We start from the raw sequence: 17,863 nt of genomic DNA on the forward strand, positions 1-17,863 counted from the left end.
TGCACCTGGCATCCGCTCATAGCCGCGTCTGGTCGCAACCGCTCGGACGACGTCCGGCGCCTGCCTCCCCCCGACAGCAAGCATGTACGGCCGGAACGTTGCTGGTGAGCGGGCTGAAGTCCGCCGCGATTCCTTCATCTGAGATGAGTGCGCTCGATCATGGCCGAGGATGTGCCCACGTGCGAAGGCACCACTTTGCGCAGTTTTTCGCTGTCGAGCCATCGAAGGCGCAAGAGTCGCCACCGGCGCTTGAAGTGTGAACGGCCCGCCTGCCGATAGCGCAGAAACTCGATGCCCTTTTATGCCGCTGATAGCGCGCCTCGACTGACGACGTCCTCGGAAAGGTCGGTCCGCTGCTCGATCCAGCATGATGGATAGGCATCTGGTGCGGTGTGCGTGCGTGGATCTGTCGCCCCCACTTAGCTGGTGTCAGTCGCCGTGGTTTGCCGCTGCTACACAGTCCGGCGAGAGGCCGAAGTCGGAGTGATCCGTTTCCGAGGCCTGCCGCCCGATCTGACCTCGTTGGGCCATACGTATGGCCGACCCCGCGACGCGTCGACGAGCGCTAGCGTTGCCAAATGGGTTTCCTGTCTCGTCTCTTCATTCCGCGCGGAGTCCGACGCGCTGTCCATCCGGTCCGATCGGCGAAGCGGGTAGTCAGCAAGGCTGTCGTGCCGAAGAGCGTGCGTAGGGCCAGCTACGCTGCTTCGCAGATCGCCAACCCACTCGGCGCGTTGAAGTACCACGCGGTCGAGCGGCCCCTCACGACCGTGCTTCGCAGCGGTTCGACGAACCGGTCGACCGCACCCGCACCGGTGTACCGACACGGCAGATGTGCCGTCAAGCATCGCAGCCCCGAAGCAGCAAGGCGTTGTCGGAACCGCTGACTACGGGCGGGCTTAACGCATCTGCCGCAGCAAGAAGACGCGGCATCGGCAAGTGCGGCCTGTGACGGCCAGGCCATGGGAGCAGGTCGGGAGCGCCCGAGGCGAACGGTCGCTGGCCGGGCGCCTGAGTCAACCGACGGGCCGCTCAGCCAGCAGCCACGATCCGTTTGCTGAACGATCTGCGGGAACGTTCATCTCGGCCTGCCGACAGCAGCCCAGCACGAGCGGGGGATCGGGGCAGCAGGTTGGGAGCAACAGGGTGCACTGAACGGCCTTCAACTGCACCTAACGGCAGCCAACGGCGTGCAACTGCACCCACCCCTGCCTGCGGCTCCTCGTCTCCGCAGCTCAAGGACGCTGCGGCGTCCTGCTTCACACCGAAGAGGTCGCTGGTTCGATACCAGCATCGCCCACTCTCAGTTTGCACAGGTCAGAGGCCGCTTCCCGAGTTCGGAAGGTGGCCTTTCTGCTTGCGCGGAGTAGCCGCGTTCAATGTGTCTGTGTGGCGTGGCCGGGAGGATGGTGAACGTGACGGACGTGCTGAAGGTCCAAGGCCTTCGCCGGGTGTGCGGCGTGCTGCTGGACATGGTGGAGGAGCGGTTCGGCGCGGAGATCGATCTTTCGCGCGTCGGTGTCGATCTCTACTGGAACGTCGACCTGGGGACCGCGTTCGACCTGAGAGACGTTCCGGAATCGGGGATCGACGTCGGGCAGTGCAGTGACGACGTGGCAGAGCTACATGCACTGCTGCGTCGCCCGGCGGACGACGTGCCGGTGCTCTGGCACGACCTGCAACACCTCGCCGGTGTTCTGCGGCTGCTGGCCTATCTTGACCTGCCAGGCGTCAACGCTAGCGAGAGCTGAAGGAGCGCCAGCGTCACCGGGTTTTTGGTGATGAGGGTCTTCGGCCTCTGCGTGCGTGAGGGCAGCGCGCAGTGCGGCCCTCACGTCGGTGACCGTCCGTGTCGACGGGACGGCCTGACAGCAGCGGTAGAGGGCGTAGCAGCAGCGTTTCTCCTTGGGCCGTGCGGCGTCCTTGTGTTGCGCGCACCCGCTCACCTGGGAGGGGGAGGCGTGGCCGCCGGTGGCCAGCTCCGACCCCGGGAGCCGGCTCCGTGCCGGGCGCGGTTGGGTCAACTGCGCCACTGTGGCGGTGTCCGCCGGGGGCGCGGTCCGTGACAGAAGAGCCGACCCAGGCTGTTCCGGCAGCGTCTGTACGTGCGTCAAGGTCCGCTTGACGCGGCGGCCCGGGGTTCGGCCCGCCCCGGCGCCTGCATCTCCCCAGTTCAGGTAGCCGCCGCAACTCATCGTGCGATGGCTCGTGCGAATAGCTTTGACGCCCCCGTGAATGATGGCCGCATGAGAGACGCGAACTCCGTGTTGGTCGCCTTCCGCCTGGTGCTCGTGATCTTCTTCCTTCTCCTGTTCGTACTCGGTGTCCGTCTCGCCGTGTCGCGACGGTTCCCCGTTACCTGGGCTCGGCCCGTGCATCCGACAGAGAGCCAGCAACCCCGACAGGTCCGCGTCGGTGTCGGCGTCATGTTGGTTGCCGCGAGTCTGCTGATCCTGGAAGGCACGTCGCTCATACCCATGCCCTTCCTGATCTCGGGCATCTTGTTGGCGGTGGCAATGCTGGTTGCGGTAGCTGCATTGGCTTGGTTCGTCGTGTGGCGGGAGTAACCCAGCAACTAGCCGCGCGTGGTGATGTGCCAGGGGGCGGGTTGGCGGCAGGCGGGATGCGATAGCGCGCCGTTTGTGGGTGTGCCCGATCCGTGCCCGACGGCTGGCGGTGGTTTTTGCCATGCCGGAGCCGCCACCGCATCCCGATCAACCGGGGGCACTGGCCCGCCGAGGAGGAGCAGTGAGCCACGATGCGGAGCGGCAAATCCTGGTCGTACATGTGCCCGGTGGAGATGGCCTTTGCGCTGGCTGTCCGGTGTGGTGGTCGCGGCTCACGCCGTACCCGTGCTGGCAGGTGGACTGGGCGACCAGCCGGCAGCCGCGGTCGATGACGGCGGCGCTGCTCGGAGGCCGCGCATGACCACACACGCCCCGGTGCTGCCGATCAGCGACGGCACCCACAAGTGGATCCCACCGGACCCGGACTACGACCAGGAGGTCTGGGACGAGCAGGTCCGCCAACACAAGGAAGGACACCTGAGAGGCGGCCTTAGGCGCCCAGCGGTATCTGAAATCTCCAATTCGGCTCGCAACCTTGTAGCATGCGGCGGACGACGGCCGGCAGTCGGAGCGCGGCTCTAGTAAGACTCGGCGGGCGGCACTGCCGGGTCGGGCGGCCGCGGTGCCGGTCAGGCCGGGGCCGGAGTGAGAGAGGAACCTGCTCGGCGTGTTCCAGGAACCGGAGCGGACCCGGATGATCGGCGGAAACTCAATTGGCGGGGCGCCAGGCGCCGAGCCGCCGGAGGCGCGGGACGCGGATCTGGCCAAGGCGGTGCGGCACGTCGCCGTGCTACGCACCGGGTTCTACGTGGTCGTGCTGCTGGTCGCGCTCGGCGGCCAGGTGTCCGGGGCGATGGAACGGCTCGGCATGCCGTGGTACATCGCCCTTCCCGCCGTTGGGGCGTTGGAGCTCGGCGGCGTCGTGGTGCTGGCGAACGTCGACGTACGCCGCCGACTGGGCGAACCGGCGATCCTGTCGCGCGTGTTGTCGGCCGGTATCGCCTCCGCCGCGGTCGCCTTCAACTGGCTGGCGCATAGCAACCACCTCGAAGGCGGCTTCTACGCGGGCATGTCCCTGCTCGGTTATCTGGTGTGGCTGATGAACACCGAGAACCAGCGGCGGGACCGGCTGCGCGCCAGACAGCAGCTACCACCCACGACCCCGGCCTACGAACCGGTCGGGCACTGGTTGCGACACCCGTGGCTGACCCGCCGGGCCCGCTCGCTGGCCAAGGCCGACCCCAGCCTCGGACTGTACGGCTCACTCGACGCGGCCCGCGCGCAAATTCGCGCCGAGCGGCGGCAGGCGGCACTGAGCAAGGTGTTGCATCGCAAGATCAGCCGAGCACTCGACGCCACCACCGCGGACATCGCCGTCGCGGTGTACGACCTAGACGAGATCGCCCGGCGGCTGGCCGAGCAGGCGGACTACGACGGGCTCACCGCGCTGATCGCCGCCGATCTGGCACCTGCTCGCGTGCTGGCCGGGAACCTGCCGGCGCACGGCCGCCGCCGGCGGTGGCGTCGGGCCGGTCAACCCGACGCCGTCGCACTAGCCTCGGCCGCGCGGCTGCTCGCCGACGCGCCGGACCCGGTCACGGACGCGGCCCCCGTGGCCCACGCCGTGGATGCGGCCTCCGGAGGCTCAGCGCGGCCAGAGTCGGCCGGGGACACCGTTCAGCAGGCAGGCGCCACCGAGCAGGCAGGAGATGGTGCCGAGCGACCGGGATCGGAGCGGCCTCGGGCGGCAACGCCGGACCGTGCCGACCAGCAGTTGGAGCGGTCCGAGAGCGCTGGCCAGCTCACCTCGACCACTGATCAGTCCGCCCCGCCCCGCGCCTCGGACTGGGCGGCGCTGCACGCGGAAATCGCCCCACTTCTGCCGGCAGCCGCACCGCGCCGAACGCCGCGCAACACAGCAGGCCGCTCGGCCACCAGCCGGGCGGAGGCACCGTCGACCACGGACGCGCCAGGCTCCGTCGAGGAGCCGGCCGACACCGTGCCGCAGGCAACGACCCGCAGCGCGGCAGCGATGCCGCGAACCGCGACGGGACGGGCACGTGTCGCCCGAGTCGCCGACCAGGCGGGCGAGCCGGGGCCGATCGCGGCAGCCACGCGAGAGCTACCCCTGGTGGCTGGGCGGGATCTGCCGGACCTGGTAGACACCGCAGCCAGCCGTACCACACCACCTGTCGCGGCCCCCGACGCCGGGGAAGGGACCAGCGAGCAACGATCAGCTTCGCGATCGCGGCAGCGCCCGGTGGGACGACGCGGCCCCGCGACCGGGCTCGCAGACCGTCCGGCGTCGGTCGAGCACCCGGTCGCTTGAGGCCGGTCGGCCCTGATCGAAATATCCTCAGCGCTCCGGTGGAGGCGGCGCTGCAAGCTCTGAGATCCCGAGGCGGCGTTCTCCTGCACCCTGCTGACCCGCTTGGTGCCGGGGATGGGCACCGTGTCGTTGCCCTTGGCGAGCAGCCATGCCAGCCGACCTGTCCCGAGGTGGCGCCAGATGCTCGACGACCGCCCGCACCTGGTCGCCGAGGCGGACGTTGCGCTGGAGCAGGTCGCCGGTCAGCCGAGCAGACCGCCGGTCGGCAGGGGCAGCGAGGGTAGCGACGGCAACACCGACGGGAGCGGCACCGACGGCAACGGAGGTCGAGGCAGCAACGGTTTGGCGGTGGAGGTCGACGGGTGCGTCGGCGCCGGCCGGTGTGGCCGTGGTGGTGTCCCGCCCGGCGCTGGGACGCCGGAGGGCTCGGGGGCGGCGCCGGTCGACACCGCGGGCGATGGCGTCGGGATGACCGGGCCGGTGGCGCAGCGGGGCCAGCCGAGACAGAGGTGCGTGGCCAGATCCCGCAGGACGGCATCGACGTCGGCACGCAGGCGGGCGACGTCGGCCGGATCCGTGACCCGGCCCAGGTCCCGTTGGGCCTGGTCGAGCAGCTCCCGGGCGTCGTCGTACCGGCCGTCCGCGACGGCCTCGCGGGCACGGGCGGTGGCGTGTTCGACGCCGAGCACCTCCGCCCGCTCGGGATGCAGCACCCTGGTCAGCGACCACAGAGGACTGGTCGGCCCGGCGTCGTGGCTGGCGACTCCCAGCCCCGTTGCCAGCATGAGCACGGCGAGCACGGCGGCGGCCAACCCCAGGGCGCGGCGCCCGGACGGCCGCCACCGGGTCGGGACGGGAACGGGAGCGGCGGGGGCACCGGCCCGGAGCGTGCGGGCCCTACCGGCGGAAGCCGGCGCGACGACCTGGACCGGGCCGTCGACCACGGTGGCCGGCTGGTCGGTGGTGAGGTCGGCACGCCAGGCGGCCAGCATGGCCGTGAGGCCGTCGGCGTCGTCCTCCTGCTCGCCGCGGCCGAGCGCGTCGAGGAGCAGGTCGTCGCGGTGGATCGCCGCGAGGTCCACGGCCTCGCCGCCGTCCGGCCGGGGCTCGCTCATGCCGCCACCTCGTCAAGTCCGTCGCCGGCAAGCGTACGGAGCCGGGCCAGGGCACGGGACTGGGCCACCCGTACGGCCGGCGCCGACATGCCGAGGATCGAGCCCACCTCCTCAGCGGTGAGACCGACCGCCACGCGGAGGGTGATGATCTCCCGCTGGAGGTCGGGGAGGCGGTGCAGCAGCACCGCGAGCCGTCGCGCCAGATCGGTGGCGACAGCCTGCTGCTCCGGCCCGGGTGTGGTGTCCTCCTGCTCCAGGTCGGCGTCGGTGACGGCGGCGCCGCGGACCGCCGCGCGGTGGGCGTCGGCCACCTTGTTCGCCGCGATGGCGAAGACGAACGCGGAGAACGGCCGGCCCTGGTCGCGGTAGCCGGGAAGGGCCTTCAACACCGCCAGACAGACCTCTTGGGCGACGTCGTCGGCGGTGGTGTATGCCCCGCCGACGCGACCCAGCCGGGCCCGGCAGTAGCGGACCAGCCCCGGCCGCACTTCGGTGAGCAGGGCGGCGACCGCCGCCCGGTCGCCGTTGGCGGCCAGGTGAACGAGCTCTGGCTCGATCGCTGTGGTCATGGGGACGCGAGGCACCTTCGTTACCGGCGGGTTAACCGCACGCTATCGAGACGCGCGCCACTTTGCCTAGTTCACGGCGCGTGCTGACGAGGTAGCCGAAAGAAGTTGTTACGCCCGCCGGGAGCACCGCGATGTCACAGGTAGGAGCCGAGAGGGGGGTAAATGGGCGTCGAGGTGGCGGTGCAGGGGCTGACCAAGTCCTTCGGTGGCCAGCCGGTCTGGTCGGACGTCAGCCTGACCCTGCCGGCCGGCGAGATATCCGTGCTGCTGGGTCCGTCCGGCACCGGCAAGTCGGTGTTCCTCAAGACACTGGTGGGGCTGCTCCGTCCGGACGCCGGGTCGATCTGGATCGAGGGCAGGGACCTGCCCCGGCTCTCCGAGCGGGAGTTGTACGAGGTGCGCAAGCTGTTCGGGGTGCTGTTCCAGGACGGCGCGCTGTTCGGCTCGATGACCATCTACGACAACGTCGCCTTCCCGCTGCGGGAGCACACCCGCAAGTCGGAGTCCCAGATCCGCGAGGTCGTCAGCGAGAAGCTCGACATGGTCGGCCTGATCGGCGCCGAACGGAAACTGCCGGGGGAGATTTCCGGTGGGATGCGCAAACGAGCCGGTTTGGCGCGCGCGCTCGTGCTCGACCCCCGCATCGTCCTCTTCGACGAGCCGGACTCCGGGCTGGACCCGGTGCGCACCGCGTACCTGAACCAGCTGATCGTCGACCTCAACCAGCGGATCGGGGCGACCTTCCTGATCGTCACGCACGACATCAACACCGCGCGCACGGTGCCGGACAACATCGGCCTGATCTACCACGGGCACCTCGCCATGTTCGGGTCGCGGGAGTTGCTGTTGTCCAGTACGGAGCCGGTGGTGCGGCAGTTCCTCAACGCCCAGCGCATCGGACCGATCGGCATGGCCGAGGAGAAGGACGCCGAGGAGTTGCAGGCCGAGGCGGACGCCGGTGTGGAGCTGCCACCGTTGCCGCCCATCCCGCTGCAACTGCCGCCGTCGGACGGATTGCCCCGCGCCGCCGAGCGGCCCCCGGGGCAGTGGTGCCGGGAGCACGGTGTCACGCCGCCCCCCGGCTCGTTCGCCGGGCTGGTGGACGGGGTGCCGGCCGGGAACGGGCGGCGGTGATACCGATGAGCGGACCGGTCACCGCCGTACGCCACACCGGCGAGTTCTTCGCGTTCTGCCTGGACACGCTGCGCGGCCTCGGTCGGCGACCGGTGCAGTTCCGCGAGTTCGTCCAGCAGGCCTGGTTCATCAGCTCGGTGTCGATCCTGCCCGCCGCGCTCGTCTCCATTCCCTTCGGCGCGGTCATCGCGTTGCAGCTCGGCTCGCTGGTCCGCCAGCTCGGCGCGCAGTCGTTCACCGGCGCGGCGTCGGTGCTCGCGGTGGTCCGCGAGGCGGGGCCGATCGTCACCGCGCTGATCATCGCCGGCGCGGGTGGCTCGGCGATCTGCGCCGATCTCGGCTCCCGGAAGATCCGCGAGGAGCTCGACGCGATGCAGGTGCTGGGCATCGACCCCATCCACCGCCTCGTGGTGCCCCGCGTGCTCGCCTCGATGCTGGTCGCCGTGCTGCTCAACGGCCTGGTCAGCGTGGTCGGGGTGACCGGTGGCTACCTGTTCAACGTGGTCCTGCAGGGCGGCACACCCGGCGCGTACCTGGCCAGCTTCCAGGCCCTGGGGCAACTGCCGGACCTGCTGGTGGGCGAGGTCAAGGCGCTGCTCTTCGGCGCCGCCGCCGCGCTGGTCGCCTCGTACAAGGGGATGACCGCCAAGGGCGGCCCGAAAGGCGTCGGCGACGCGGTCAACCAGAGCGTGGTGATCACCTTCATGCTGCTGTTCGCGCTGAACTTCATCGTCACGGCCGTGTACTTCCAGGTCGTACCGCAGAAGGGAAGCTGACGTGCCAGCGCTGCGCCACCTCGACAACCTGGGCGGACAGCTCGCCTTCTACCTGCGGGCGTTCGCCTGGGCGCCGCGCACCGTGCGCCGCTACAAGCGCGAGGTGATCCGGCTGCTGGCCGAGGTGAGCTTCGGCTCCGGCGCGCTCGCCGTGCTCGGCGGCACCGTCGGTGTCATCTGCTTCCTGACCTTCTTCACCGGCACCGAGGTCGGCCTCCAGGGCTACCAGGCGCTCAACCAGCTCGGCAGCAGCGCGTTCACCGGTTTCGTCTCGGCGTACTTCAACACCCGGGAGATCTCCCCGCTGGTCGCGGCGTTGGCCCTGTCGGCCACCGTGGGCTGCGGGTTCACCGCCCAGCTCGGGGCGATGCGGATCTCCGAGGAGGTGGACGCCCTCGAGGTTATGGGGATCCCCTCGCTGCCGTTCCTGGTCACCACCCGCATGATCGCCGGGTTCGTCGCGGTCATCCCGCTGTACGTGGTGGGGCTGCTCGCCAGCTACCTGGCCACCCGCACCATCGCTGTCTTCTACTTCGGACAGTCCGCCGGCACGTACGACTACTACTTCCACCTGTTCCTGCCGCCGGAGGACGTGCTCTGGTCCTTCGGCAAGGTGCTGGTGTTCAGCGTGATCGTGGTGCTGGTGCACTGCTACTACGGCTACACCGCCAGCGGCGGGCCTGCCGGCGTCGGCGTCGCGGTCGGCCGGGCTGTGCGGCTCGCCATCGTCGCGGTCAACATCGTCGACTTCTTCCTGTCGCTGGCCATCTGGGGCGCCACCACCACCGTCCGGATCGCGGGGTGACCATGAGACATCGAATCCTCGGCGTCGTGTTCATCGCCGTGCTGACCGCGGCGTTGACCGCCTCGGTGCTCGAATACCGCAAGGCGTTCACGCCGGTCACCTGGGTCACCCTGAAGGCCGGCCGGTCCGGCCTGCAGCTCAGTCCGGGCGCTGACGTCAAGGTCCGCGGGGTCGTCGTCGGCGACGTGCGTTCGGTCGACAGCACCGGAGCGGGCGCGACCATCCGGCTGGCCCTGGACCCGGCCACGACGCCGCGGATCCCCGCCGACGTCAGCGCGCGGCTGCTGCCCAAGACGCTCTTCGGCGAGCGGTACGTCGAACTCGTGCCGACCGGCGGCAGCGGCGAACCGATCCGTGACGGCGCGGTCATCCCCCAGGACCGCAGCCACACCGCCGTCGAGCTGGAACGCGTCCTCGACGAGGCGCTGCCACTGCTCCAGGCGGTCCGGCCCGAGCAACTCGCCGCGACGCTGGGCGCTATCGCCACCGCCCTCGACGGACGCGGCGAGCAGCTCGGCGCGAACATCGAGCGGCTCGGTGCGTACCTGCGGCAGCTGAACCCGGCGATGCCGGTCATCGCCGAGGACGTCCGCAAGCTCGCCGTCGTGCTGGACAGCTACGACGCCGTCCTGCCCGACCTGCTCGCCCTGCTGCGGGATGTCACCGTCACCGCCCGCACCGTTACCGACCAACGCGCACAGCTGGCCGCGTTCCTCGCCGACACCACCGACACCGCCGACGCCACCCGCGGCTTCCTCGACCGGCACGGCGACCAGATCATCGAGCTCGGCCAGGTGAGCCGCCCGGTGCTGGAACTGCTCGCCACATACGCCCCCGAGTACCCGTGCCTGATGAGCGGCCTGGTCGCCCTGCAACCCCAGGTCGAGCGGGTATTCGCCGGCGGGCGGATGCACGTCACCCTGGAGGTCACCCGCGACGGCGGCAAGTACGAGAAGGGCCGCGACGAGCCCGTCTACGGCGCGCACGACGGGCCGCAGTGCCGGGGCCTGCCCCAACCGGGGCGGCCGGCGCCGACCGTGCCGGTCGCCGACGGTTACGACCACGGCGGCGCTCGCCCGCACACCCCCTTGCCGGTCGGCCAGGCGGCGGCCGTGCCCGCCGCCGGTTTCCCGGCGATGGGCCGGGCCGCCACCGGCGAGGAGCGGGCGCTGGTCAAGCCGCTGGTCGGCGCCGTCACCGGCGTCCTTCCCGCGGAGGTCCCCGACATCGCGGTCCTGCTCTGGGGGCCGTTGCTGAGAGGAGGGGTGGTGAACGCGCGATGAGCACCAGAGCGATGGCGCCCCTGCTGAAGCTGATGGCCTTCGCCGCGGTGACCCTGCTGCTGACGGCGCTGCTCGCGCAGACTCTCGGTGCCTTCCCACCGGGTGGGGTCACCTACCGAGCCCGGTTCACCGACGTCACCGGCCTGCTCCCCGGCGACGACGTCCGCGTGGCCGGGGTGCAGGTCGGCCGGGTCCGCGACATCAGGGTCGTCGACGACACACTCGCCGAGGTGGCCTTCACGGTCACCGCCGACATCCCGGTGGCCACCAGCGTCCGCGCCAAGATCCGCTACCGCAACCTGGTGGGCCAGCGGTACGTGGCGCTGAGCGAGGGGCCGGGGGAGGGGCGTCCACTGCGGGCCGACGGCCTCATCCCGCTCGGCCAGACGACACCGGCCCTCGACCTCACGGTGTTGTTCAACGGGTTCCGGCCCCTTTTCACGGCGCTCAGGCCCGAGGACGTCAACAAACTCGCCTACGAGATCATCCAGGTGCTTCAGGGCGAAGGTGGCACGGTCAGCAGCCTGCTGCAACGCACCGCGTCGCTGACCAACACCCTCGCCGACCGGGACGCCGTCATCGGGCGGGTCATCACCAACCTCAACGGCGTCCTCGGCACGCTGGCCGACCGCGACCAGAACCTGGACCAGAGCATCAGCCAGCTCCAGCAGTTCGTCTCCGGGCTGTCGGCCGACCGCGCGGCCATCGGCGAGTCACTGGTCAGCATCGGTGAGCTCACCACCGCCACGTCGTCGCTGCTGCGCGAGGTACGACCACCGCTCGCCGCGGACGTCCGCGCCCTGGACGAGCTCTCCGGCACCCTCAACCGCAACGCGGCCGTCATCGACGGCACCCTCGGGCGGCTGCCGCAGCGGTACGAGTCCCTGACCCGCGTCGCGTCCTACGGCTCATGGTTCAACTTCTACCTGTGCGACTTCGACGGCAACGTAGCGGTGTCGGGCCGGGCACCGATCGACCTGCCCACCTTCAGCGCCCCGGCCGCCCGATGCGCCGGAGGCAGCCAGTGACACCGTTTCGGGAACGCAATCCGGTGGTCGTCGGCACGTTCGGCCTGGCGCTGATCGTCGCCGTGCTGCTGGGCGCCTTCCAGCTCGACCGGCTGGCCGACCTCACCGGACGCGGCTACGAGGCGGCCTTCCACGACGCCAGCGGCCTCGTCACCGGCAACGAGGTGCGGGTCGCCGGGGTGCGGGTCGGCAAGGTGACCACCGTGGAACTCGCCCGCGGCGGCGCGCCGTACGTGCGGGTCGGGTTCCGCGTGGACGACGACAGCGTCCGGCTCGGCACCGACACCGGCGCCACGATCAGGATCAAGACGGTGCTCGGCCAGAAGTACCTGGCCCTCGCACCAGCCGGGCCGGGCCGGCTGCCCGAGGGCGGGCAGATCCCCCTCGCCCGCACCGCCGCGCCGTTCGACGTGGTGCAGGCGGTCACCGGGCTCGCCGAAACCCTCGACAAGGTCGACACCGATCAGCTCGCCGCCGCCTTCACCACCCTGTCCGAGACCTTCGCCGGCACTCCCGCGAGCGTCGATGCCTCCCTGGTCGGCCTCTCCCGGCTCTCCCGGACCGTGGCCGGACGCGACGCCGAACTGCGGACGCTGCTCGACCGCGCCCGTCAGGTGACCGCCGTGCTCGCCACCCGGGACGAGGAGTTCCGCGCACTGGTCACCGACGGTGAGGCGCTGCTCGGCGAGGTGAGCCGGCGTCGGGACGCCATCCACAAGCTGCTCGTCGGCACCGACGACCTCGCCACCGAGCTGTCCGGCCTGGTCAGCGACAACCGCGCCCAGCTCGCTCCCGCGCTGCACAAGCTGCGGGAGGTCGTCGCGATCCTGCAACGCAACCGGGACGACCTGGAGAAGACCATCCAGCGGATGGGGCCGTTCGTCACCGCGTTCGCCAACGTGGTGGGCAACGGCCGCTGGTTCGACTCGTACGTCTCCGGTCTGCTCCAGCCGTACCAGCCCACGGGAGGCCGCTGATGCCCGCTCCCATCCAGCGGTGGCGCCGGCCGGTCGCCGTCACCACCGTCCTGTTGGTAGCCGTCGCCGCCAGCGTGATCTTTCTCAGCGACGGCACACCCCCACGGCGGGTCGTCGCCCACTTCTCCCGCGCGGTCGGCGTGTACCCCGGATCGGACGTCCGAATTCTGGGCGTCCGCGTCGGTGAGGTGGTCGCGGTGACCCCGCAGGGCCGCACCGTCCAGGTGACCATGTCCTACGACCCGGGGATCGCCGTCCCCGCCGACGCCCAGGCGCTCATCGTGCCGCCCAGTGTCGTCAGCGACCGCTACGTCCAGCTCACTCCCGCCTACGCCGGTGGTGCCGCGCTCGCCGACGGGGCCGAGATACCGCTGGAGCGGACCGCCGCTCCAATGGAGATCGACGACATCTACCAGGCGCTCAACGACTTCAACCGCACCCTCGGCCCGCAGGGCGCCAACCGCGACGGCGCACTGTCCGACCTCGTCGCCACCGGCCGCGCCAACCTGGAGGGCAACGGCCAGCACCTGCACGACACCCTCGACGGCCTGTCCCGGGCACTGGCCACCCTCTCCGACGGGCGGCAGGACCTCTTCGGGTCGGTCGTCAACCTCCAGCGCTTCACCACCGCGCTCGCCCGCAGCGACCGGGAGGTGCGCGCCTTCAACCAGCAGTTGGCCGACGTCGCCCAGCAACTGGCCGGGGAGCGCGACGAACTGGCTGCCGCGCTGCGCAACCTCTCCACCGCGCTGGCCGACGTGACCACGTTCGTGCGGCAGAACCGCGACGCGTTGACCTCCAATGTCGCCGCGCTGGCGGACATCACCGGAATCCTCGTCCGCCAGCAACAGGCCGTCATCGACATCCTCGACGTCGCCCCGCTCGCCCTGGGCAACCTCAACCTGGCCTACAACCCCCGGTCGGGCACCCTGGACACCCGGGACAACGTGATGGGTCCCTATGACCCCGCCGGTTTCGCCTGCTCACTGATCGCCGACCAGCTCCCCACGTCGCAGGTGCCCGCCAAGTGCAGGGCACTCGCGCAGACCCTGCACTCCCGTGGGCTGTCCATGACCGACCAGCTCCGCAAACTCCTCAAGCTGCCGCCCGGCGCCCCGGCGACCGGCGGGTCCTCACCGGGGAAGCCTCCCCTCAGTTCCCCCGGTGCGCCGATCCCCGACCAGGCGCCGGGCGGCCCCGGCATCACCAGCGACCCCACCCTCGGCGGCATCTTGCGAGGTGTGTCATGAGCACCCGCACCCTGCGGACCCTGGCGTGCGCGATCATGGTGGTGATGCTGCCGGCCGGGTGCGGCCTGCCCGACCTCGCCGACCTGCCGCTGCCCGGAGGCGCCCCGAAGGGCGCCGGGTACGCCGTCACCGCCGAGTTCAGTGACGTGCTCGACCTGGTGCCGCAGGCCGCCGTGAAGGTCGACGACGTGACGGTCGGCAGCGTGGAGAAAATCTCCCTGGCTGGCTGGACCGCCCGGGTCACCCTGCGCCTCGGCGCGGACGTACGCCTGCCGTCCAACGCGACGGCCGCGGTACGGCAGAGCAGCCTGCTGGGCGAGAAGTACGTGACGGTCGCGTCGCCACCCGCCGGCGCCTCCTCCGGTCGACTCGCCGACGGTGACCTCATCCCGCTGTCGCGGACCGCTCGCGGCGCCGAGGTGGAGGAGGTCCTCGCCGCGCTGGGACTGCTGCTCAACGGCGGTGGTCTGGCGCAGCTGAGGACCATCAACCAGGAGCTCGGCGCCGCACTCGAGGGGCGGGAGCCCGCCGTCCGGGACACGCTGGACCAGCTGGACACGTTCATCGGCGGTCTCGACGAGCAGAAGGCCGACCTGGTCCGCGCCCTCGACGCCCTGGACCGGCTCAGCGGCCGGCTCGATCGCCAGAAGCAGGTGCTCGGCGAGGCCGTGGACTCCCTTGCCCCGGGCCTGACCGTGCTGGCCGGGCAGCGCGCCCAACTGACCCAGGCGCTGACCGCACTGGACCGGTTGGGTGACGTCGGCACCCGGGTGGTCAACAGCAGCCGCGACGACACGCTGGCCGACGTGCGGGCGCTGCAACCGATCCTGGAGCAGCTCACACGTGCCGGGGACGACCTGCCCAAGTCGCTGGAATTCATGCTGTCGTTCCCGTTCCCGCCGAATGTCACCGGCGCGGTCGTCGGCGACTTCGTCAACCTCTCCATCACCGCCGACCTCGACTCGGCGTCCATCCTGGCGAACCTGGTCGCCGCTGCCCCCGCCGCGCCGGCCCGTCCACGCACGCCGGCAAAGGGCGCCACCCCCGGCGGGGCACCGGCGGCCGGTGGCGGCGCACCGACCGTGCCGCGGCCCGGCGGCGGGTCCCGTCCGCTGCCCGACCTGCCGATCCTGAAGTGCCTGCCCGACCCGCTCAACTTCCCCGCGACCTGGACGCCGCCGAAGGACTGTCTGCTGCCGGAGGGCTGCGTCCTGCTCAAGCCCGGCTCGAAGGTGCCCATCGGCGGGCTGATCCTGCCGAAGGGCCTCGTGCCGCCGGGCACGGTCTTTCCCGTCGGGACCGAACTGCCCTCCGGCACGGTCCTGACGGCACAGTGCGTCCTGCCGCTGACCGGCGCGGTGATCGGACAGATCGGTACCCTGCCGGACCTGCTGTCCGGGGGGTTGAAGCCATGATCGGACGTACCGCGAAGGTGCAGGTTCTGGCGTTCCTGCTCGTGAGCGTGCTCGGCGTCAGCTACGTCGGCGTCCGCTACGTCGGGCTGGGCGACCGGCTGCTCGGCGGAAGCTACGTCGTCCACCTGGACCTCGCCCGGGCCGGCGGCATCTTCCCCCACGCCCCGGTCACCTACCGCGGCGTGCCCGTCGGCCGGGTCACCGCGGTTGCCCTGCGCGGTGACGGGGTCCGGGCCGACCTGCGGTTGCAGCGCGACGTCCGGGTGCCCGACGACCTGCGGGCCGTGGTGGCGCACCGCTCCGCCGTCGGCGAGCAGTACGTGGACCTGCGTCCGGAGCGCGACAGCGGTCCCTACCTCACCGACGGCGCGGTGATTTCGGCCGAGCGGACCGGTGTCCCGCTCGCGCCGGAGGTTCTGCTCAGTAACCTCGACGCCCTGGTGCGCTCCGTCGGGCCGGAGGACCTCACCGTCCTGATCACCGAACTCGGCGCCGCGTTCGAGGGCAACGAGCTGGCCCTGGCCCGGATCCTGAACGACGGGGACGCGTTATTGACCGATGCGACCACCCGCCTGCCGGAGACACTCGCGCTGATCAACGACGGGCAAACCGTGCTCACCACCCAGGCCGAGTCGGCGCAGGCGCTGCGGCGGTGGGCGGTGGGCCTGGCCCAGCTGGCGGCCACCGTCCGCGACGCCGACCCCGACCTGCGGCGGTTGCTCGCCGCCGGGCCTCCCGCCGGTCGGGAACTGGTCGACTTGCTGCGGGGGCTGGAACCGACGGTCGGCACCCTGCTCGGCAACCTGGTGGCCGTCAACGGCATCGCCGCCCGGCGGCTGCCCGGCATCGAGCAACTACTGGTGGTGTACCCGATCGCCGTCGCCGGCGGTTTCACCGTCACCCCGGGCGACGGCACCGCCCACCTCGGCCTGGTCCTCAACGTCGACGATCCGCCGTCCTGCGTGTACGGGGGCGGCCGAACGACCTGCGACGCGGGGGAGCGGGCGGCCGGCGCCAGCGTGCGCGGCGCGGCCAACGCCCCCCGACCGGGTGGCCGGAAACCGGCTCCCGACCCGGGGTCGCCCGGCGGCGCCCCGACCGGTGGGGCCGAGCCCGGCGGGTACGACCCGGTGACCGGCCTGGTACTCGGCGCGGACGGCCGGCCGTTGCAGTTCGGCGGGACCGGTGGCCAGTCCCGGACAGCCGGAGACCAGTCGTGGAAGCAGTTGCTGCTGGCCGGGGTGACGCCGTGAGCGACGCGAAGAAGGAGGCGCAGATGCGGGCCCGGAGGGACCACACGCTGAAAGTCATCAAGGGGGCGAAGCCCGGGGTGCCCGGCCGCGCGTCGCAGCGCCGGATCGTGCCACGCCAGCTCCCCCGACCGGTCGAACCGATCGAGGACCTGCTGAAGCGGCTCGACCAGGAGCCGGTCGAGGACCCGGCGGATGCCGCGGACCCGGCGAGCGGAGACGATCCCGCGAGCGCGGACAGCTCGCCGGAGGACGCCTCGGATGCCCGCCGCAGGGGCGAGCGCGCCACGTCGACCACCCGGCAACGGTCGCTGGTCGTCCTGCTCGTGGCCGTGCTCGCCGCCACTGTCGCCGCCGGCGGGGTGACCGGGCACCGCTGGTACGTCGACCGGGCGACGGACCAGGCCCGGCAGCAGGCCCTGGCCGCCGCCAAACAGGCCAGCGTCAACTTCGTCTCGGTCAGCGCGGCCAGCGTCGACCGGGACATCCAGCGGATCACCGCCGGAGCCACAGGCGACTTCAAGGACGAGTTCGCCCGGGGCCAGTCGCAGGTCCGCGCCGCGGTCGTGGAGAACAAGGTCGACTCGCGCGGAACGGTGCTACGGGCCGGGCTGGTCTCTGGAGATCGCCGTCGAGCGCTTGTACTGGTCGCCGTAGACGCCACCGTCAAGAACGTCAAGGCACCCGAGGGGCGGCCGTCGCACTACCGGATTCAACTGGACGTCGTCCACGACAAGGCATCCGGGCGGTGGCTCGTGGCACGGCTGCAGTTCGTCGGATGAAAGAGGGAGGACACGTGCGTACCCTGGTCCGATTCCCGCGGCGGCCGCGCGTTCCCCGGCTGCGTTCCGCCCGGATCCGGCTCGTCCCGGCCCTGGTCGTCGCGATCGTCCTCGCGGCCGCCGTCGCCGGCGCCGGCTGGTGGGGCGATCACCGTGCCGGGCAGCGGGACAGCGCCGTACGCCAGGCACTGGCCACCGCGCCCGCCGCCGCCAAGGCGATCTTCTCCTACGACTACCGGACGTTCGACGAGAGCGTCGCCAACGGCCGCACCTTCGCCACCGGGCAGTTCGGCAAGGAGTACGAGCAGACCACGGCGGCGTTGAAGCAGACCGCAGCCACCCAGCAGGCGATCGTGGCGGCCGAGGTGTCCGCGACGGGCGTGGTGACCGCGACCGCCGAACGGGTCGAGTTGCTCGTCTACCTCAACCAGTACCGGCGCAACGTGAACACCGCAGGCGAGAAGGTCGACCAGAACCGGGTGGTACTCACCCTGGTCCCGGTGAACGGAGAGTGGAAGGTGTCCCGGGCAGCTGCCATCTGACTCGAGCGGGCCTGCTGGCTGGTTGAGGAGTAGTCCTACCG

The 17,863-nt window shown here is 71.2% G+C and carries 16 protein-coding genes; 14 read left to right on the top strand and 2 right to left on the bottom strand.

The window, feature by feature from the left end:
- Positions 1–1,415 precede the first annotated feature (1,415 nt).
- The 3 genes from ACFYL6_RS28265 to ACFYL6_RS28275 all read left to right on the top strand — a co-directional run bounded on the left by ACFYL6_RS28265 (position 1,416) and on the right by ACFYL6_RS28275 (position 4,896).
- Positions 1,416–1,751, top strand: a complete 336-nt coding sequence (locus tag ACFYL6_RS28265; protein ID WP_387175789.1) for a hypothetical protein — start codon at positions 1,416–1,418, stop codon at positions 1,749–1,751.
- A gap of 495 nt (positions 1,752–2,246) precedes the next feature.
- Positions 2,247–2,567: a hypothetical protein gene (locus ACFYL6_RS28270; RefSeq protein WP_387175791.1), complete on the top strand. Its 321-nt coding sequence runs from the start codon at positions 2,247–2,249 to the stop codon at positions 2,565–2,567.
- Positions 2,568–3,234: 667 nt separating this feature from the next.
- Positions 3,235–4,896, top strand: coding sequence for a hypothetical protein (locus tag ACFYL6_RS28275; RefSeq protein WP_387175793.1), 1,662 nt, complete (start codon positions 3,235–3,237; stop codon positions 4,894–4,896).
- A gap of 242 nt (positions 4,897–5,138) precedes the next feature.
- On the opposite strand, the gene ACFYL6_RS28280 is transcribed toward ACFYL6_RS28275, so the two are convergent.
- Together ACFYL6_RS28280 and shbA are read right to left on the bottom strand one after the other, a co-directional pair.
- Positions 5,139–6,011, bottom strand: a complete 873-nt coding sequence (locus ACFYL6_RS28280; RefSeq protein ID WP_387175795.1) for an anti-sigma-D factor RsdA — start codon at positions 6,009–6,011, stop codon at positions 5,139–5,141.
- Entirely contained in the window at positions 6,008–6,580 is a 573-nt protein-coding gene (gene shbA, locus ACFYL6_RS28285) for an RNA polymerase sigma factor ShbA (RefSeq protein ID WP_387175797.1), read from the bottom strand. Before shbA ends, ACFYL6_RS28280 begins: the two co-directional genes overlap by 4 nt.
- Positions 6,581–6,742: 162 nt before the next feature.
- On the opposite strand from shbA, the gene ACFYL6_RS28290 reads away from it, so the two are divergent.
- The 11 genes from ACFYL6_RS28290 to ACFYL6_RS28340 are packed head-to-tail and all read left to right on the top strand — an operon-like array spanning position 6,743 to position 17,822.
- Entirely contained in the window at positions 6,743–7,714 is a 972-nt protein-coding gene (locus tag ACFYL6_RS28290) for an ABC transporter ATP-binding protein (protein ID WP_387175799.1), read from the top strand.
- A gap of 5 nt (positions 7,715–7,719) precedes the next feature.
- The gene (locus tag ACFYL6_RS28295) at positions 7,720–8,490 is read left to right on the top strand and encodes an MlaE family ABC transporter permease (protein WP_387175801.1); all 771 of its coding nucleotides are present in this window, start codon (positions 7,720–7,722) and stop codon (positions 8,488–8,490) included.
- 10 nt (positions 8,491–8,500) lie between these two features.
- Entirely contained in the window at positions 8,501–9,295 is a 795-nt protein-coding gene (locus ACFYL6_RS28300; RefSeq protein ID WP_239559942.1) for an ABC transporter permease, read from the top strand.
- A 2-nt stretch (positions 9,296–9,297) separates the two neighbouring features.
- On the top strand, positions 9,298–10,578 hold the full coding sequence (locus ACFYL6_RS28305; RefSeq protein WP_387175803.1) for an MCE family protein: 1,281 nt from the start codon (positions 9,298–9,300) through the stop codon (positions 10,576–10,578).
- Positions 10,575–11,606 (top strand): MCE family protein, encoded by a 1,032-nt coding sequence (locus ACFYL6_RS28310; RefSeq protein ID WP_387175805.1) that lies wholly within the window; start codon positions 10,575–10,577, stop codon positions 11,604–11,606. Before ACFYL6_RS28305 ends, ACFYL6_RS28310 begins: the two co-directional genes overlap by 4 nt.
- On the top strand, positions 11,603–12,583 hold the full coding sequence (locus tag ACFYL6_RS28315) for an MCE family protein (RefSeq protein ID WP_387175807.1): 981 nt from the start codon (positions 11,603–11,605) through the stop codon (positions 12,581–12,583). Before ACFYL6_RS28310 ends, ACFYL6_RS28315 begins: the two co-directional genes overlap by 4 nt.
- On the top strand, positions 12,583–13,833 hold the full coding sequence (locus ACFYL6_RS28320) for an MCE family protein (RefSeq protein ID WP_387175809.1): 1,251 nt from the start codon (positions 12,583–12,585) through the stop codon (positions 13,831–13,833). Before ACFYL6_RS28315 ends, ACFYL6_RS28320 begins: the two co-directional genes overlap by 1 nt.
- The gene (locus tag ACFYL6_RS28325) at positions 13,830–15,248 is read left to right on the top strand and encodes an MCE family protein (RefSeq protein WP_387175811.1); all 1,419 of its coding nucleotides are present in this window, start codon (positions 13,830–13,832) and stop codon (positions 15,246–15,248) included. Before ACFYL6_RS28320 ends, ACFYL6_RS28325 begins: the two co-directional genes overlap by 4 nt.
- Entirely contained in the window at positions 15,245–16,501 is a 1,257-nt protein-coding gene (locus ACFYL6_RS28330) for an MCE family protein (protein WP_387175813.1), read from the top strand. Before ACFYL6_RS28325 ends, ACFYL6_RS28330 begins: the two co-directional genes overlap by 4 nt.
- Positions 16,498–17,280, top strand: a complete 783-nt coding sequence (locus ACFYL6_RS28335) for a hypothetical protein (protein WP_387175815.1) — start codon at positions 16,498–16,500, stop codon at positions 17,278–17,280. The genes ACFYL6_RS28330 and ACFYL6_RS28335 overlap by 4 nt, the downstream gene beginning before the upstream one ends.
- Positions 17,281–17,294: 14 nt before the next feature.
- Positions 17,295–17,822: a hypothetical protein gene (locus ACFYL6_RS28340; protein WP_204940942.1), complete on the top strand. Its 528-nt coding sequence runs from the start codon at positions 17,295–17,297 to the stop codon at positions 17,820–17,822.
- Positions 17,823–17,863: the final 41 nt, after the last annotated feature.

Source organism: Micromonospora sp. NPDC007208, assembly GCF_042869175.1.
In the GTDB taxonomy this organism is placed as follows: domain Bacteria; phylum Actinomycetota; class Actinomycetes; order Mycobacteriales; family Micromonosporaceae; genus Micromonospora; species Micromonospora foliorum.

Coding starts and splice junctions, on each gene's coding strand:
- ACFYL6_RS28270 (WP_387175791.1), top strand. CDS start 2,247: ATGAGAGACGCGAACTCCGTGTTGGTCGCCTTCCGCCTGGTGCTCGTG.
- ACFYL6_RS28280 (WP_387175795.1), bottom strand. CDS start 6,011: ATGAGCGAGCCCCGGCCGGACGGCGGCGAGGCCGTGGACCTCGCGGCG.
- shbA (WP_387175797.1), bottom strand. CDS start 6,580: ATGACCACAGCGATCGAGCCAGAGCTCGTTCACCTGGCCGCCAACGGC.
- ACFYL6_RS28290 (WP_387175799.1), top strand. CDS start 6,743: ATGGGCGTCGAGGTGGCGGTGCAGGGGCTGACCAAGTCCTTCGGTGGC.
- ACFYL6_RS28295 (WP_387175801.1), top strand. CDS start 7,720: ATGAGCGGACCGGTCACCGCCGTACGCCACACCGGCGAGTTCTTCGCG.
- ACFYL6_RS28305 (WP_387175803.1), top strand. CDS start 9,298: ATGAGACATCGAATCCTCGGCGTCGTGTTCATCGCCGTGCTGACCGCG.
- ACFYL6_RS28310 (WP_387175805.1), top strand. CDS start 10,575: ATGAGCACCAGAGCGATGGCGCCCCTGCTGAAGCTGATGGCCTTCGCC.
- ACFYL6_RS28320 (WP_387175809.1), top strand. CDS start 12,583: ATGCCCGCTCCCATCCAGCGGTGGCGCCGGCCGGTCGCCGTCACCACC.
- ACFYL6_RS28325 (WP_387175811.1), top strand. CDS start 13,830: ATGAGCACCCGCACCCTGCGGACCCTGGCGTGCGCGATCATGGTGGTG.
- ACFYL6_RS28330 (WP_387175813.1), top strand. CDS start 15,245: ATGATCGGACGTACCGCGAAGGTGCAGGTTCTGGCGTTCCTGCTCGTG.